The sequence below is a fragment of the Maribacter forsetii DSM 18668 genome (genome assembly GCF_000744105.1).
In the GTDB taxonomy this organism is placed as follows: Bacteria; Bacteroidota; Bacteroidia; order Flavobacteriales; family Flavobacteriaceae; genus Maribacter; species Maribacter forsetii.
In genome coordinates, this window is the sequence record NZ_JQLH01000001.1 from 3,366,713 (window position 1) to 3,382,000 (window position 15,288).

General features: G+C 34.5%; 11 protein-coding genes. 7 read left to right on the plus strand and 4 right to left on the minus strand.

Features of this window, described 5'->3' with window-relative positions:
• Entirely contained in the window at positions 1 to 1,533 is a 1,533-nt protein-coding gene (gene guaA, locus P177_RS14390; RefSeq protein ID WP_036155830.1) for a glutamine-hydrolyzing GMP synthase, read from the minus strand.
• 74 nt (positions 1,534 to 1,607) lie between these two features.
• On the opposite strand from guaA, the gene P177_RS14395 reads away from it, so the two are divergent.
• Positions 1,608 to 2,333: an SIMPL domain-containing protein gene (locus P177_RS14395; RefSeq protein ID WP_036155832.1), complete on the plus strand. Its 726-nt coding sequence runs from the start codon at positions 1,608 to 1,610 to the stop codon at positions 2,331 to 2,333.
• A 382-nt stretch (positions 2,334 to 2,715) separates the two neighbouring features.
• Complete coding sequence (locus P177_RS14400; protein ID WP_036155834.1) at positions 2,716 to 3,261, plus strand: pyridoxamine 5'-phosphate oxidase family protein; 546 nt, start codon at positions 2,716 to 2,718, stop codon at positions 3,259 to 3,261.
• On the opposite strand, the gene P177_RS14405 is transcribed toward P177_RS14400, so the two are convergent.
• Positions 3,258 to 4,631: an ArnT family glycosyltransferase gene (locus P177_RS14405; protein ID WP_036155836.1), complete on the minus strand. Its 1,374-nt coding sequence runs from the start codon at positions 4,629 to 4,631 to the stop codon at positions 3,258 to 3,260. The genes P177_RS14400 and P177_RS14405 overlap by 4 nt on opposite strands.
• Positions 4,632 to 4,634: 3 nt before the next feature.
• The gene (gene bshC, locus P177_RS14410; protein WP_036155838.1) at positions 4,635 to 6,239 is read right to left on the minus strand and encodes a bacillithiol biosynthesis cysteine-adding enzyme BshC; all 1,605 of its coding nucleotides are present in this window, start codon (positions 6,237 to 6,239) and stop codon (positions 4,635 to 4,637) included.
• Positions 6,240 to 6,412: 173 nt separating this feature from the next.
• Here bshC and P177_RS14415 point away from each other — a divergent pair, with 173 nt between their 5' ends.
• The 5 genes from P177_RS14415 (at position 6,413) to P177_RS14435 (ending at position 13,982) form a co-directional block, all read left to right on the plus strand.
• Complete coding sequence (locus P177_RS14415) at positions 6,413 to 8,866, plus strand: M14 metallopeptidase family protein (protein WP_036155840.1); 2,454 nt, start codon at positions 6,413 to 6,415, stop codon at positions 8,864 to 8,866.
• 8 nt (positions 8,867 to 8,874) lie between these two features.
• Positions 8,875 to 9,069 (plus strand): DUF4177 domain-containing protein, encoded by a 195-nt coding sequence (locus tag P177_RS14420; RefSeq protein ID WP_036155842.1) that lies wholly within the window; start codon positions 8,875 to 8,877, stop codon positions 9,067 to 9,069.
• Between the two features lie 158 nt (positions 9,070 to 9,227).
• Positions 9,228 to 11,597: a DUF2339 domain-containing protein gene (locus P177_RS14425; protein ID WP_036158538.1), complete on the plus strand. Its 2,370-nt coding sequence runs from the start codon at positions 9,228 to 9,230 to the stop codon at positions 11,595 to 11,597.
• Positions 11,581 to 12,807 carry a DUF3999 family protein gene (locus P177_RS14430; protein WP_036155844.1) on the plus strand — a complete coding sequence of 409 codons (1,227 nt, stop codon included), beginning with the start codon at positions 11,581 to 11,583 and terminating at the stop codon, positions 12,805 to 12,807. The genes P177_RS14425 and P177_RS14430 overlap by 17 nt, the downstream gene beginning before the upstream one ends.
• 218 nt (positions 12,808 to 13,025) lie before the next feature.
• Positions 13,026 to 13,982, plus strand: a complete 957-nt coding sequence (locus P177_RS14435; protein WP_036155846.1) for a lipid A deacylase LpxR family protein — start codon at positions 13,026 to 13,028, stop codon at positions 13,980 to 13,982.
• On the opposite strand, the gene rimO is transcribed toward P177_RS14435, so the two are convergent.
• Positions 13,975 to 15,288 carry a 30S ribosomal protein S12 methylthiotransferase RimO gene (gene rimO / locus P177_RS14440; protein WP_036155848.1) on the minus strand — a complete coding sequence of 438 codons (1,314 nt, stop codon included), beginning with the start codon at positions 15,286 to 15,288 and terminating at the stop codon, positions 13,975 to 13,977. The genes P177_RS14435 and rimO overlap by 8 nt on opposite strands.

Genomic DNA, 15,288 nt, shown 5'->3' on the forward strand with positions numbered 1-15,288 from the left:
CTATTCCCATTCTATTGTTGCTGGCGGCTTTGAACTTATATCATATACGACACGATTGACGCCAGGGACTTTATTAATGATATCATTTGATGTTTTTTGTAGAAACTCATACGGCAGATTCACCCAATCAGCAGTCATACCATCCGTACTTTCTACAGCTCTAAGTGCAACACATTTTTCATACGTACGCTCATCACCCATTACACCAACACTATTTACAGGTAATAACATGGCACCTGCCTGCCATACTTTATCGTATAGATTCCATTTTTTTAATCCGTCTATAAAAATGGCATCTACTTCTTGCAAAATAGCCACTTTCTCTGGCGTTATATCGCCAAGGATACGAATTGCCAAACCAGGACCTGGAAAAGGATGCCTTCCTAACAATGCCTTGTCAATTCCTAAGCTAGCCCCTACTCTTCTTACCTCATCTTTAAATAACATCTTTAAAGGCTCTACCACCTTCAATTTCATATAATCTGGCAAACCACCAACATTATGGTGACTCTTTATCGTTTGTGACGGACCGCCAGTTGCAGACACAGATTCAATAACATCTGGATAAATAGTACCCTGTGCCAACCATTTTGCGTTCTCAACTAAATGTGACTCATCATCAAAAACTTCTACAAATACACGACCAATTGTTTTTCGTTTGGTTTCTGGATCACTCTCACCAGCCAAATCATCCAAAAAACGTGCCGAAGCATCTACACCTTTTACATTTAAGCCCATACCCTCGTATTGCTTCAATACATCAGTGAACTCATTTTTTCTTAAAAGACCGTTGTTTACAAATATGCAATGAAGGTTTTTCCCTATCGCCTTATGTAATAATACCGCTGCTACAGATGAATCTACACCACCAGACAATCCTAAAATCACCTTTTCATCGCCGATCTTTTCTTTTAACTCCGCTACGGTTTTGTCAACAAAGGCATCCGGAGTCCAAGTTTGTTCCATTCCGGCAATATGCACCAAAAAGTTTTCCAAAACCTGTTTTCCGTCCTTAGAGTGATATACTTCAGGGTGAAACTGAATTGCATATGTTTCTTCTCCCTGAAACTTAAAAGCTGCATTTTGTACATCATGGGTACTTGCCAGCAAGGTTGTATTTTCTGGCAAATGCTTAATAGTATCCGCATGGCTCATCCAAACTTGGCTGCCTGTATCTACGTTATCAAAAAATGGTTCGTTTTCCTTAATAAAGCTAAGGTTGGCACGACCATATTCCCTTGTATTGGATTTTTCTACACTACCACCATGAAAATGTGCCAAATACTGTGCACCATAACAAACGCCCAATAATGGTTTTTTACCACGTATTTCTGACAGATCCGGATGAACTGCATCTTCGCCCCTAACCGATAAAGGAGATCCAGAAAGAATCACCGCTTTATAGTCAGAAAGGTCTTTTGGTAGTTTATTATAAGGTTTAATTTCGGAGAAAATATTTAGCTCACGTACGCGTCTTCCAATCAATTGGGTGTATTGTGAACCAAAATCTAATATCAGGACTTTATTTTGCATGGGCAAAAATAGTAAATTGGTAGTTCTTGAAAAGTATCTTTTGTTATATTTAGATTGTATTTTAATAAAAAATCATGAAACACATTAGTGCAATTATTTTTGGAGCTGCAATTGTTATCGCTGCATATTTTTTAGGCAACGCATATATACAAAGGGCAAACCCGCCACAAATGATATCCGTTACCGGTTTGGGCAATGAAAATTTCACCTCTGACCTCATTGTTTGGGAAGGTCAATTTTCTACAAACAGTACCGTATTAAAAACAGCTTTTGATCAATTAAACCGCGACAAGGATATTGTTCGCCAATATTTAACCTCTAAAGGTATTGATGCAAACAGCATAATTTTCAATAGTGTACAGACTACAGAAATGCGAGATAACCAATATGAGAATGGAAATTATGTTGGTAGTATTTTTAGAGGATACCAATTAATTCAAACTCTAAAAATAGAATCTGAAAACGTTGCTTTAATAGAAGGTGTATCTAGGGAAATTACCGAATTATTGAACAAAGGGGTCCAATTCAACTCTTCACCACCAAGATATTACTACACCAAATTAGCCGACCTTAAAATTGAAATGATCTCTAAAGCCACCGAGGATGCTAGAATACGTGCCGAGAAAATAGCTGAAAATGCGGGTAGTAATTTAGGAGATCTAGTTTCAGCCAATATGGGGGTTTTTCAAATTACAGGTCAAAATTCTGGTGAAGATTATAGCTGGGGTGGCGCATACAATACCTCATCTAAAAATAAAACAGCATCTATAACCATGCGTTTAGAATATAAGGTAAAGTAATAGTATTACTTTGTTCAATATTACATAGTGATCTGGGAAAGAATAATTTAAATAATATTAATTCTTTAAAAATATAAAAGCCCGGCAATCACCCCGGGCTTTTCATTCAACCAATTATCAAAACGAATACATTAAAAAATCTTTTTCATAACAATATGTATTCACCTTGTAGGTCGCTACTTTTCTAAACACCTTACAATCTTTTAAAAAAAAGCTTAGGAATTACACTGAGCTTTCTAATAAAAGAAAATAATATTCAAGCCAAAGCTTAAAAATTGACCTTAATTAATTCTTTTACAAGACCATTACTTATTTAACAACTAACTCATCATCTACCCTATTGTAAAATTCATTTATTTTTACCTTTAGATAAATCAACTATATGATCCATTCATTTTTTGAAGAATTAAGTACTGAATTACAAAACGGAGTAAATGAAAAAGGGCATCCGTTCAGATTCATTACCATGGCAACAGTAGGCAATGAAACTATCGCTCGTTTGCGTACTGTGGTGTTACGTGAGATTACCGAAGATTTGCGAATTACGATATATACCGATAGCCGTACGCAAAAGATGAAACATATTGCCCAAAACAATCAGGTTAGCTTTCTACTTTATCATCCTGAAAAAATGCTACAGTTAAAAGTTGAAGGTACCGCTGAAATAGTAACGAATACAGAAAGATTAAAAACAACTTGGCAAACTATACAGCCTAATAGTAGAAAGGACTACATTACCCAAACTACACCTGGAAGCCTTATTAAAAACCCCGATAATGTTGAATATATTGATGAGAAGAATTATTTCAGCATCATCGATGTTACACCTCTAAAGATCGAATACCTAAAGCTTAAACGTCCTAATCATATTAGAGCCTTATTCAAAAATGTGGATAATTCTTGGAACGGGGAATTTCTTGTTCCCTAATTGATATAGAAATAAAGATTTTCCATATCCTTTCCAAAAACGATTAAACTATCTACTGGTGCGGTCTGTTTCATTGCGGATGGATCAATCGTTATTTCAACTTCTCTCTCATGTTTCAATTCTATAAGGGGTAACGAATAGTCATCTGCCGAAAATACTGTTCGTTCAGGATTCAGTAATCGTACATTACCTGCATAGGTTACATTGGGAAGCACCCATTGATAATGATCATAATTCTCGCTCAACTTATTGGCAATAGGATCAAAACCAAAATGAACAGAAGAAGGTATGTTCAACACCTTCTCTATTGGCGTTCTAAGTGTTTGGATAAAAATTACAGCTACAAAAACCCAAAATCCAACAGTAACAATCTTCTTTTCATTTTTAAAACTAACTGACTCCATTAATAAAACTACAAAAGGAATAAAAAGGGGTAATAGCCATCTTGTTTCTACTTTCTGACTTTGAAAAACAAGAAAGAACAAGCCAACCACAACTAACTGCGCCAAGAACATTTTAGAAAACCAGTTTAAATTTTGCTTATTAAAAGTGATCAATTTTGAAAAGTAACCGATACCTATTACCAATAACAAAGGGAATGACAAAGCAAATAATCCTTTTACATAAATTAGAATAGGCATCAATGAAAATCCTGATTCAACTTCTTCTATTCCTATTTTCTCTTCAATACTAGAAGCCAAAAAAGTTTGAAACCCTTCAGGACCCAATAGCCAATAGACATGTGGCGCAACTAACAGGCAAGAAAGCAGCATAGTTATCAGTATTTTGGGATTGAAAACTATAGCCCGCAATTTTGAGTCCCATAAAGAAACCAAAGCAAACACTACCAGAAAAAATGCATAGTTGTATTTAGACATGAACCCTGCACCCACAACAAAACCTAGTAATAGATAATTTAATATGGATTTTCGTTGCATCAATAACTGTATGCAATAGTAAGACGCTACTACACTTAAACACAATAGACTGGTATGTGAAAGCCTTCTAAAAGTAAAATCTATGAATACTGGTATGAAGACCAATGCTAATACAGGAAGTTTTGATGTATACTTATCAGGTATTCTAAGTATTGAAAATTGATACAATAGCAGTATTATACCAGCAAATAATAATCCCCTTAGTATAGAGAATGAAATTTTACTAACACCAAATATGGTATTAAAGCCATACTGCAACCATGTATAAAGTGGTGGTTGATCATCATACCCCCAACGAAACCATTGCGAGTAATATGCCTGTTCAGCGTCTTCTAATTCTAAGGCACTTTTAAAAAATGTAATTAAGGTTATAGCTGAAAATGATAAAAAAGCAAGGACGGTTATCTTATTTAGAGATGCGTTCTTGCCCATCGCTTATTTTTGGGTAATAACCGTGAAACTTAAATCTAGCGGATTTAAAGCTTCAAATAACATAGGCACTAAGTCTTCGCCATAAGCCAAATAAAACTCAGAAAAATTAGATTGCCGTTCTTGAAGTGACTGGTTTGGGAATATTTCATTTTGCAATTCTGTCATACGAACTACGTGATCTTTTAACTTTCTTTTTTGCGCTTGCAACAAGCGTTTTTCTAAAGCATCCAGTCCTTTTTTCTGCTTTACTTCTTGTGCTTTCACAGCTCCTAGAAAAGATTTGTCGGTCTTTTCGGCAAGTACGTACATATCTTTAAACTGTTCTTCCAGTAATTTCTTCTTTGGCGAAAAATCGATATCGATATTTGAAATTTCTCTAATCTTTTTGTTGATAAGACTATTTTGCTTTAAAAAGATATCAGATTTAGAGATATTCATTTTCTCTAACTTTTCAGCTTGCTTCTCGGTAATGATTAGCGCCGAATTTCTTACCAGCAAAATTGGAAAAGGAACATCCATAGCTTCAAATGCCGCTTTTAATTCAAACCAATAGGCAATCTCACCGCCACCACCTATATAACATAGATTAGGCAAAATTACTTCTTGGTATAAAGGTCTAGCTATTACATTGGGAGAAAAACGCTCTGGGTGAGCATTCATCTCTGCAACCAATTTCTCTTTTGTAAATGATATATTCGTTTCATTTACTAGGTAGTTGCCCTTACTTTCTATAATTCTTTCGCGAACACCCTCTGCTAAATAGAAATAATTGATTTCACGCGGATTAACCTGTATAGGATAATCCGATGATATATTTTCAATCTCAGTAATACTTTCAGATACTTTCTTGAACGCAGTTTGTTCAAAAATATCTTTCTTCATGTAAGGCACTAATGTCCTTTTCAAATCTATATCATCACCATCAACAATGACTAGCCCGTAATCCTTAAAAATTTCATTTGCCAAAAATCGGGTTGCATCCGTTAAATTATCATGCTTTAAATAGGCGTTTTCAAATAGCTCTTTTAGCACCTTGGCATTCTTACTATCACCAATGGTTCTTGAATACAATGAAAAAACCTCCTCTAGCCCTTCTGTAGGTAAATGCCCTACTGCCCCAGATGCCTCTTTATTCCACTGAAATTTTAATCCTTTGAAATTAAAATAATTGATTTCATCAAAATCATGATCTTCCGTAGCCATCCAATAGACAGGTATAAAATTACTATTTGGAAATTCCTTTTTTAATTGCTTGGTCAAGTTGATCGTAGAGATGATCTTGTATAAAAAATACAACGGACCCGTAAAGAGATTTAATTGATGACCGGTAACAATAGTAAACGTATTCTTTTCTTTTAATAACGCTATATTAGCAGCCGTACCCTTAGATGTATCTGTATTTTTATATTGATTTTGCATTGAAGAATGCAACACATCTCTTTGGGCTTGGGTAAAATGCTTCCGTTTTTCTTCTATCTGCCCTTTAAAACCTTCAATATCGGGAAACCGATTATATAATGGTTTAAGCTTAATATCCGCTGCAGTGTAATCGCAAATTAATTTCGAAAAATAACCCGTTTTTGCTAAGGGCAAACAATCAATATCCATATAAAAAGTAAATACTTGGTAAATATAAAACCCTTTCGTCTTACATTTCCTAAATATAAGTTAATTACCGTTAGTATTAAATACTTGAATTCTCGTCAAAATACGCTGCAAATGGAGATTATTTTGCATTTATTTTAATAGATTTGGCTGACTCAGAATACAAACAACGCTATATGAAACTAATTCTACGCTACACATTATTTTTAATTCCCTTTCTAGGTTTATCCCAATTAAAATCCCCTTCAGAATTTTTAGGTTATGAACTAGGAACTCAATTTACCAGACATCATGAAGTTGTTGATTACTACCAATATTTAGCCGAAGCGGAACCTCAGCGCATGAACCTTATGGAATACGGTAAAACCAATGAAAGAAGACCTTTATTATTGGCTACTATTTCTACAAAGGAAAATATGCAAAACCTTGATAAAATTAAGGAAGAGCACATGAAAGGTATTAATGGCGAAGGATCACCAGATAAAGCAATTGTTTGGCTTAGCTATAATGTTCATGGTAATGAAAGCGTAAGTACAGAAGCGTCAATGCAGACTATATATGACCTTTTCACTACTAAGAGCAGTTACCTAGATAATATAGTAGTATTGATCGATCCGTGTATTAACCCAGATGGTAGAGATCGTTATGTAAATTGGTACAACCAATTTAAAAATTCACCCAACCAGGTAGATCCTAATAGTAAGGAGCATCATGAGAATTGGTGGAGTGGTCGCAGTAACCATTATATGTTCGATCTTAATAGAGATTGGGCTTGGCTAACACAAGTAGAAAGTCAGCAACGTTTAAAGCAGTTTAATAAATGGTTGCCTCATGTACACGTAGATTTTCATGAGCAAGGAGTTGACAACCCATATTTTTTTGCCCCTGCCGCAGAGCCTTTTCATGAGGTAATTACGGATTTCCAAAGAGAGTTTCAAGAAACCATAGGTAGAAACCACGCTAAATATTTTGACGAAAATGGATGGTTCTATTTTACAAAAGAGGTGTTCGATTTACTTTACCCTAGTTATGGTGATACCTACCCTACCTACAATGGTGGTATTGGCATGACTTATGAACAAGGTGGTAGCGGTCGTGCTGGCTTAGCCATTACAACTAGCATTGGAGACACCCTTTCTTTAAAAGATAGAATAGCACATCATCTTACAACAGGTTTATCTACCGTAGAAGTAGCATCTAAAAATATTTCTAAATTAAATGATGAATTCAAGAAATTCTATCTTAACAAAAACTTCAAATACAAAAGTTATGTATTGAACGGTAATCCAGATAAAATTGAAGCTCTAGCAGATTTATTAAGCAAGCATGAAATTGAATACCAAGCAGGTTCAAAGGCTACAGTCAAAGGCTACAACTATGCTACAGGCAAATCTGGTTCATTAAAAAGTACTGACAAGAGTTTAGTAATTTCTTCAAATCAGCCAAAAAGCACTTTGGTTAAAGTACTCTTTGAGCCAATGGCGAAATTAAGTGATTCTGTTACCTATGATATTACCGCATGGTCTTTACCTTATGCTTACGGATTAGATGCTATTGCAAGTGAAAGCCTTATAAGTAAAACCTACCCGCCACATAACGGTACTGAATATGGAGTTTTAAAACCAGACAGTTACGCTTATTTATCAGACTGGAATAGTATGAAAGACGCTAGGTTCCTGGCTGAATTATTACGTAACAAGGTACGTGTGCGTTATGCCCATAAACCATTTACATTAGATGGTATTTCTCATGATCGTGGTACATTGATCATCACAAAAGGAGATAACAAGCATCTAAAGAATTTCAACGAAGTTCTTAGAACTGCATCTACCAACCTCTCTAAAAATTTAACTTCTACCAACACAGGTTTTGTAGAAAGCGGTAAAGATTTTGGTTCTGGTTATGTTGATGTATTACAAGATTTAAAAATTGCCGTACTATCTGGAGAGCCTACCTCTACCCTACGTTTTGGAGAAATCTGGAACTTTTTTGAACAACAACTAGACTACCCTATTTCTGTATTGGACGAGGCTTATTTTAGTCGTGTTGATCTTGCGAAATATGATATTTTAATATTACCTGACGGTCGTGGCTACAACAGTTTCTTAAGCACATATAATAAAGAGAAAATCATGGACTGGGTTAAACGTGGCGGAAAATTAATTGCCATGGGTGGCGCAATTGATGGTATTACTGCTTCTGATAAGGATTTTGAACTATCTGAAAAAGAAATGCCAAAAGATACTTCTACTACTATTGAATCCTTTGAGGTTTCTGAAAGAGAACAGATTAAATCAGCAATTACAGGAGCTATTTTTAAAGCAACGGTTGATAATACAAATCCGTTGGCTTATGGGTATGACGACACTTATTTCACGCTTAAACTAGGATCTCGTGCTTATAATTACTTAGAAAACGGAAGTGCTGTTTATTTAAGTGAAGGTGCCAATGAACCCGTATCTGGATTTGCAGGTAGTGAAGCAAAGAAGAAGATTGCCGAAACCTTGATCTTTGGGACAGAAGATATCGGTCGCGGACAAGTAATATACATGGTAGACAACCCTTTATTTAGAGGTTTTTGGGAAAATGGAAAACTATTTTTCGCCAATGCGTTATTTATGGTTAAATAAAAAACAATATGAAAGAATATAAAGTTGAAACCCTCCTTTTTCGTTCTAAATTAACTTTTGATAGACATCATTTAGCGAAGTCATCAAATATAGCAATTCAAGAAAAACTAGACGAGTATGCTAAAAATGGATGGCGTTTAGTATCGACCAATACTACAGAATATAGTATGGATATGTATGTTTATCTGTATTTTGAAAAGTAAAATAACACAAATAAACGTCTAGTTTAGATATCCCTGAAACAGCTAAAATCGTTTTAGGGATATTTTATTTTATAGCTTCATGGCACTGCTCCCAACAAATACGCATCTTTTGCGTTAAAATAGAAGACACTAACCTGTTAGTGCAAAAACCACCACCAATGCCAAACAACCAAGATCAAATAAATGCATTAATGCAAAAGTTAGAACTGCTTTTAAAAAAGCAGCAAGACTTTAATATTGAGGTAAATGAAATTCGTAGGGATATTCAAATTCTTAGAAACACCCAGGCAATAAAATTCAACGAAGAGTCTACTGAACAAACAACTAAACCTGAAGCGGTAAGTATTGAAAAAGAGGCTGAAATAACTGATAAAGTAGTAGAAATTGAAACTCCTGCTCCTGTTCAAGTTCCAATAGAAATTGCTTCTATACAAGAAGAACCTAAAAAAATTCCTGAAAAGAAAATAAAACTTCCAAAAGGTAAATCTAATCTTGAGAAATTTATTGGGGAAAACCTTATCAATAAAATTGGGATACTTATTACCGTAATTGGTGTTGGTATTGGTGCAAAATATTCTATTGAAAATAACTTAATTAGTCCGCTAACCAGAATTATACTCGGTTATTTGGTAGGCATTGGCTTATTAGGATTCGGATTTAAGCTAAAAGCAAAATACCTAAGCTACAGCGCTGTTCTTGTAAGTGGTGCTTTGGCTATCCTTTATTTCTTAACCTATATCGCTTACGACCTTTATGGGCTATTCCCACAGATGGTAGCGTTTGGTATTATGCTATTATTTACCATTTTTGGGGTTGTAGCCGCACTGAGTTACAACAAGCAGATTATTGCTCATATTGGTCTAGTAGGGGCTTACGCCGTACCTTTTCTTTTAAGCAATGATTCTGGCAATGTTACTGCACTATTTAGTTATATCGCCCTAATTAATATCGGTCTCTTAGTTATTTCGTTTAAAAAATATTGGAAAGCACTTTATTACGTAGCCTTTGCATTCACCTGGCTTATTTATGGATCTTGGTATATATTCTCTAGCTACGATGAAGATTTCTATATTGGTTTTGGGTTTTTAGCGCTATTCTTCACATTGTTCTACGCTACGTTTTTAGCGTTTAAATTAATAAAATCCGAAAAATTCCAAGTTGCTGATATTATTCTAATCATGCTGAATTCGTTCATATTTTACGGATTTGGTATTGCCTGGCTCTATGATTATGAAGGTGGAGAATTTTATTTAGGTTTATTCACCCTATTGAATGCACTTATTCATTTTGTGATAACGGTAATTATCTTCAAAAGAAAATTAGCCGATCGAAAGCTATTCTTCTTAACCTCTGGGTTTGTACTTACGTTTATTACCATAGCGGTACCTGTTCAATTAGATGGCAATTGGGTAACATTATTTTGGGCTTTTGAAGCCGCATTATTATTTTGGATCGGGCGCACCAAAAAAGTCAAATTCTATGAATACCTTTCCTATATTTTGGTTGCTCTAGCATTCTTAAGCTTAACAATGGACTGGGCAGAAAGGTACTCGTATATGAATACCACAGATGAATGGAGCCTATTGTCGAACACTACGTTTTTAACTTCGATACTTTGCGTTGCCGTATTCGGATTCATGAATTGGATTCAAACAAAGTTCAGTACTGAAAAACCTTCTATAGTTCAACAGATAATGACATTTGGTATTCCTGCTTTGTTTATAGGAACCCTCTACTTTGCCTTCTATCTTGAAATTGAACAATATTGGAACAATGCCTTTCAGTTATCTAAAATAGAGATATCAAGTACCTCTGGCGAATACCCTGAGTACAACTACAATCTCATAGATTTTGAAGCTATTTGGTTGATACATTACACCATGTTTTTTATTAGCGTTTTAAGTTTCGTAAATATTTTAAAAATCAAAAACAAGATATTAGGAATTGTGGCCTTAGGCTCCGCGCTTTTAATGACTATAATATTCCTTACTATCGGACTTTATACCTTAAGCGAGCTTCGTGAAAATTACCTTTCACAGCAACTTACAGAATTTTACAATATAGGAGCATATAACATATACATACGTTATATTTCATTTGCATTTCTTACACTTCTTCTATTCGCCATTTATAAATTAGCACAGCAAGAGTATTTAAAATTCAATTATAAAATTCCGTTTGAAATTCTAATGCATACCACAATTATATGGGTAGCAAGTAGCGAATTATTAAATTGGATGGATATATCCGGATCTGAACAATCTTATAAGCTAGGCCTTAGTATTCTTTGGGGCGTATATGCGCTACTTCTAATCGCATTAGGTATTTGGAAAAAGAAAAAATACTTGCGAATTGGTGCTATTATACTATTTTCTATTACGTTAATTAAGTTGTTCTTCTATGATATTTCATCTTTGAATACTATTTCTAAGACAATCGTATTTGTATCATTGGGTGTCTTATTATTGATTATTTCATTTCTTTACAACAAATACAAATACATAATTTCAGATGAGACTGAACAATAGCGTTTTAACAATACTTGCCTTTTTATCTATTTCAGTTTGTTTCGGACAGATGGATTCCTATTCCAAAAAGATAGCGTTAAAGGGTATCGAAAATCAATGGCATACTATTGAAGTACCTAACCAAGTATTTGAAAATGTAAATGCCAACATGAGCGATATTCGCGTTTATGGGGTTACCGCTACCGATACTATTGAAGCACCGTACTTACACAAAGTTTCCAAAGCTGAAGTTTCCAATTCAGAGATATCTTTCAATCTAATAAATAGCGTCAATAATTCTAAAGGTTACTTTTATACTTATGAGCTACCCCAAAAGGAAACTATTAATGAGATACTACTAAACATAGAAGACCTAAATTTTAATTGGGAAATTACACTAGAAGGTAGTCAACATCAGAAACAATGGTTTACTATTCTAGAAGACTATCGTATTTTATCTATCAACAATGACCAGACAAACTATTCGTTTACTACATTAAAGTTTCCAGATGCTAGCTTTAGATATTACAGAGTATTAATAAAGAGTAAGGAAAAGCCAAATCTAACATCTGTACATATTACCAAAAAGGCTGAAAAGGCTGCCACTTATCGCGATTATGAGGTTAGTGATTTCCAGATTTCTAAAGAAGACAAAAAAACGATTATAGACATTGATTTAAAAAACCGTGTACCCCTCAACCGACTAGAGTTTACGGTCGATGATAAAATTGATTACTACCGATCAATTTCTATTCATTATTTGGTTGATAGCGTAAAGACCGAAAAAGGTTATTACCATAATTACAGACCTTTAGCTACAAAGACGCTTTCTTCAATGGAGGATAACAGCTTTCAATTACCTGGTACTTTAACACAAAAACTACGTGTTATCATCTTAAACAATGATAATCAACCTTTAAAAATATCTAATGTAAAACTTAAAGGATACCTGCATACGTTAACCACTCGTTTTACAGAACCGGCTACTTACTATCTGGTTTACGGTAAACCTAATGGCAACTTTCCTAATTACGATATATCAAAAACCACGGTTACTTTACCAGATAATATTACAAAACTAGATTTTGGTAGCGTGGTAGAAATACCTAAACCAGAAACTGAAACAACCAATCCTTTATTTGAAAACAAATGGTGGTTGTGGGTTATTATTGGTGTTGTAATTGCTTTGCTAGGGTATTTTACCATTGGGATGATGAAGAAGGAGCTTTAGTTGTTTTTATCAAATGATTTACTATATAAAGTGGACACAACTAATTTTTAAAATCAAATATCAACTAGTTACGTAACTAAGTTCAAACACATCTCTCTGATCTGGGAATCAATAAATAAACCATTGCTATATAAATTATAATCTGATGTAAAAGTGGTTAATATAATTTAACTTACCAATAGGCAAAACCTTCATGAAATTACATCGTAAGTAGTTTGATGAAATATTACATTCTATTACTGCTTCTACTTCCAACAGTTCTTTTAAGTCAAAAAATAGACCATCTTGCCTCTTTCAGAGATATGGGTAGTGAAAGCTATTTCCGATTTAATTATGACAATGATTTTTTCGCTGCATCAGATAAAAATTACACGCAAGGCTATAGTTTTGAGTATGCAAATCCAAGCTTAAAGAAAAATCCAGTAAACCATATTTTCATCAAGCCTAAAGGTAATCACTTCACTTACGGATTATCACTAGAACATATCGGCTATACACCTAGTGATTTTGTTAGTCCAGATATACAAATTGATGATAGACCCTTTGCTGCTGCTATATATCTTAAGAGTTTTGCTGTTGCAGCAAATACCATTAAAAAATCAAGATTATCTCAATCGTTAAGTTTAGGACTTTTTGGTCCGGGGGCATTTGGCAGAGAAATGCAAACAGCAATTCATAAACTTATTGAAAACAAAACTCCCGGTGGTTGGGACAATCAAATTCAGAACGATTTAGTGTTGAACTATAAAATTGGCTACGAGAAACAAATATTCAATTATAAAAACATAGTAAATACACAAGCAATAACTTCGCTACAACTAGGCACCTTATTTACAAATGCATCGGTGGGATTTAATTCTACTATCGGACTATTAGATCATCCGTTCGCTAGAAACAGCACACCTTCAAAGTTTAAATTTTATGCTTTTGTACAGCCAACAGTACATGTCGTTGGTTTTGATGCCACCTTGCAAGGCGGCATTTTTACCAATGATAATCCTTATACCATATCTTCAAAAAATATAGAAAGGATAACCGCACAAATCGACTACGGACTCATTATAAAATACAGAAAATTATATTTAGAATATAGCCGAACATCAATTACCAAAGAGTTCACCTTTGGTAATTCTGCCAATTGGGGCGGTTTTAAAACAGGATTTCTATTTAATTAGATGATACAACAGGTTCACCGTAAAGATCAAAGTCAGCCGCTTCTGTAATCTTAATATTTACAAACTCACCTTGCTTTACATAATGCTTAGTTACATCTATCAACACCTCGTTATCAACATCTGGAGAATCAAATTCTGTTCTTCCTACAAAGTAGTTACCTTCTTTACGATCTATAATACAACGAAACGTCTCCCCTACTTTCTTTTGGTTCAATTCCCAAGAAATTTGAGATTGAATTTCCATGATAATATTGGCACGCTCTTGTTTTACTTCTTCAGGTACATCGTCTACCAAAGTATAGGCATGAGTATTTTCTTCATGGCTATAGGTAAAACAACCTAAACGCTCAAAACGCATGGCAATTACCCAGTTTTTAAGAATCTCAAAATCTTCTTCAGTTTCACCAGGGTAACCAACAATCAAAGTAGTTCTAATGGTCATTTCCGGAACTGCAGCTCTAAACTCCTTTAACAACTTAGTTGTTTTAGCTTCTGTGGTACCACGACGCATACTTTTAAGAATACGGTCAGATATGTGTTGTAATGGAATATCTAAATAGTTACAAACCTTTGGCTCTCTATTCATTACATCTAATACATCCATCGGAAAACCTGCAGGAAACGCGTAATGTAAACGTATCCATTCTATACCTTCAATTTTTACCAAAGCTTCTAAAAGCTCGGCAAGGTTTCTTTTCTTATATAAATCTAACCCGTAATACGTTAAATCTTGAGCAATTAAAATAAGCTCTTTTACACCTTTTGCCGCAAGTTTTTCAGCCTCTGTCACCAATTCTTCAATTGGAGTACTCTTGTGCTTACCACGCATTAAAGGAATTGCACAAAAAGAGCAAGGTCTATCACAACCTTCTGCAATTTTCAAATACGCATAATTCTTAGGTGTCGTCGTCAAACGCTCACCAATCAACTCATGTTTATAATCTGCACCCAGTGCTTTTAACAAACCTGGTAACTCACTGGTACCAAAGTATTCGTCAACATTAGGAATCTCTTTTTGTAAATCTGGCTTGTAACGCTCACTTAAGCAACCAGTAACAAAAACTTTATCTACGGCACCATCTTCTTTCTTTTGAACATATTCTAAAATGGTATTAACACTTTGCTCTTTAGCATTGGCAATAAAGCCACAGGTGTTAATTACGACTATGTTTCCTTCTTCTTCATGAACAACTTCTTTGTCGTTTGCCTTCAATTGGCCCATGAGTACTTCAGAATCATATACATTCTTTGAACAACCTAGAGTTACTACGTTGATTTTGTTCTTCTTAAGAGTTTTTGTCCTCAT

Bases quoted from the DNA above. Each gene is read 5' to 3' on its own strand.
- guaA (WP_036155830.1), bottom strand. From the start codon at position 1,533: ATGCAAAATAAAGTCCTGATATTAGATTTTGGTTCACAATACACCCAA.
- P177_RS14395 (WP_036155832.1), top strand. From the start codon at position 1,608: ATGAAACACATTAGTGCAATTATTTTTGGAGCTGCAATTGTTATCGCT.
- P177_RS14400 (WP_036155834.1), top strand. From the start codon at position 2,716: ATGATCCATTCATTTTTTGAAGAATTAAGTACTGAATTACAAAACGGA.
- P177_RS14405 (WP_036155836.1), bottom strand. From the start codon at position 4,631: ATGGGCAAGAACGCATCTCTAAATAAGATAACCGTCCTTGCTTTTTTA.
- bshC (WP_036155838.1), bottom strand. From the start codon at position 6,239: ATGGATATTGATTGTTTGCCCTTAGCAAAAACGGGTTATTTTTCGAAA.
- P177_RS14415 (WP_036155840.1), top strand. From the start codon at position 6,413: ATGAAACTAATTCTACGCTACACATTATTTTTAATTCCCTTTCTAGGT.
- P177_RS14420 (WP_036155842.1), top strand. From the start codon at position 8,875: ATGAAAGAATATAAAGTTGAAACCCTCCTTTTTCGTTCTAAATTAACT.
- P177_RS14425 (WP_036158538.1), top strand. From the start codon at position 9,228: ATGCCAAACAACCAAGATCAAATAAATGCATTAATGCAAAAGTTAGAA.
- P177_RS14430 (WP_036155844.1), top strand. From the start codon at position 11,581: ATGAGACTGAACAATAGCGTTTTAACAATACTTGCCTTTTTATCTATT.
- P177_RS14435 (WP_036155846.1), top strand. From the start codon at position 13,026: ATGAAATATTACATTCTATTACTGCTTCTACTTCCAACAGTTCTTTTA.
- rimO (WP_036155848.1), bottom strand. From the start codon at position 15,288: ATGAGGACAAAAACTCTTAAGAAGAACAAAATCAACGTAGTAACTCTA.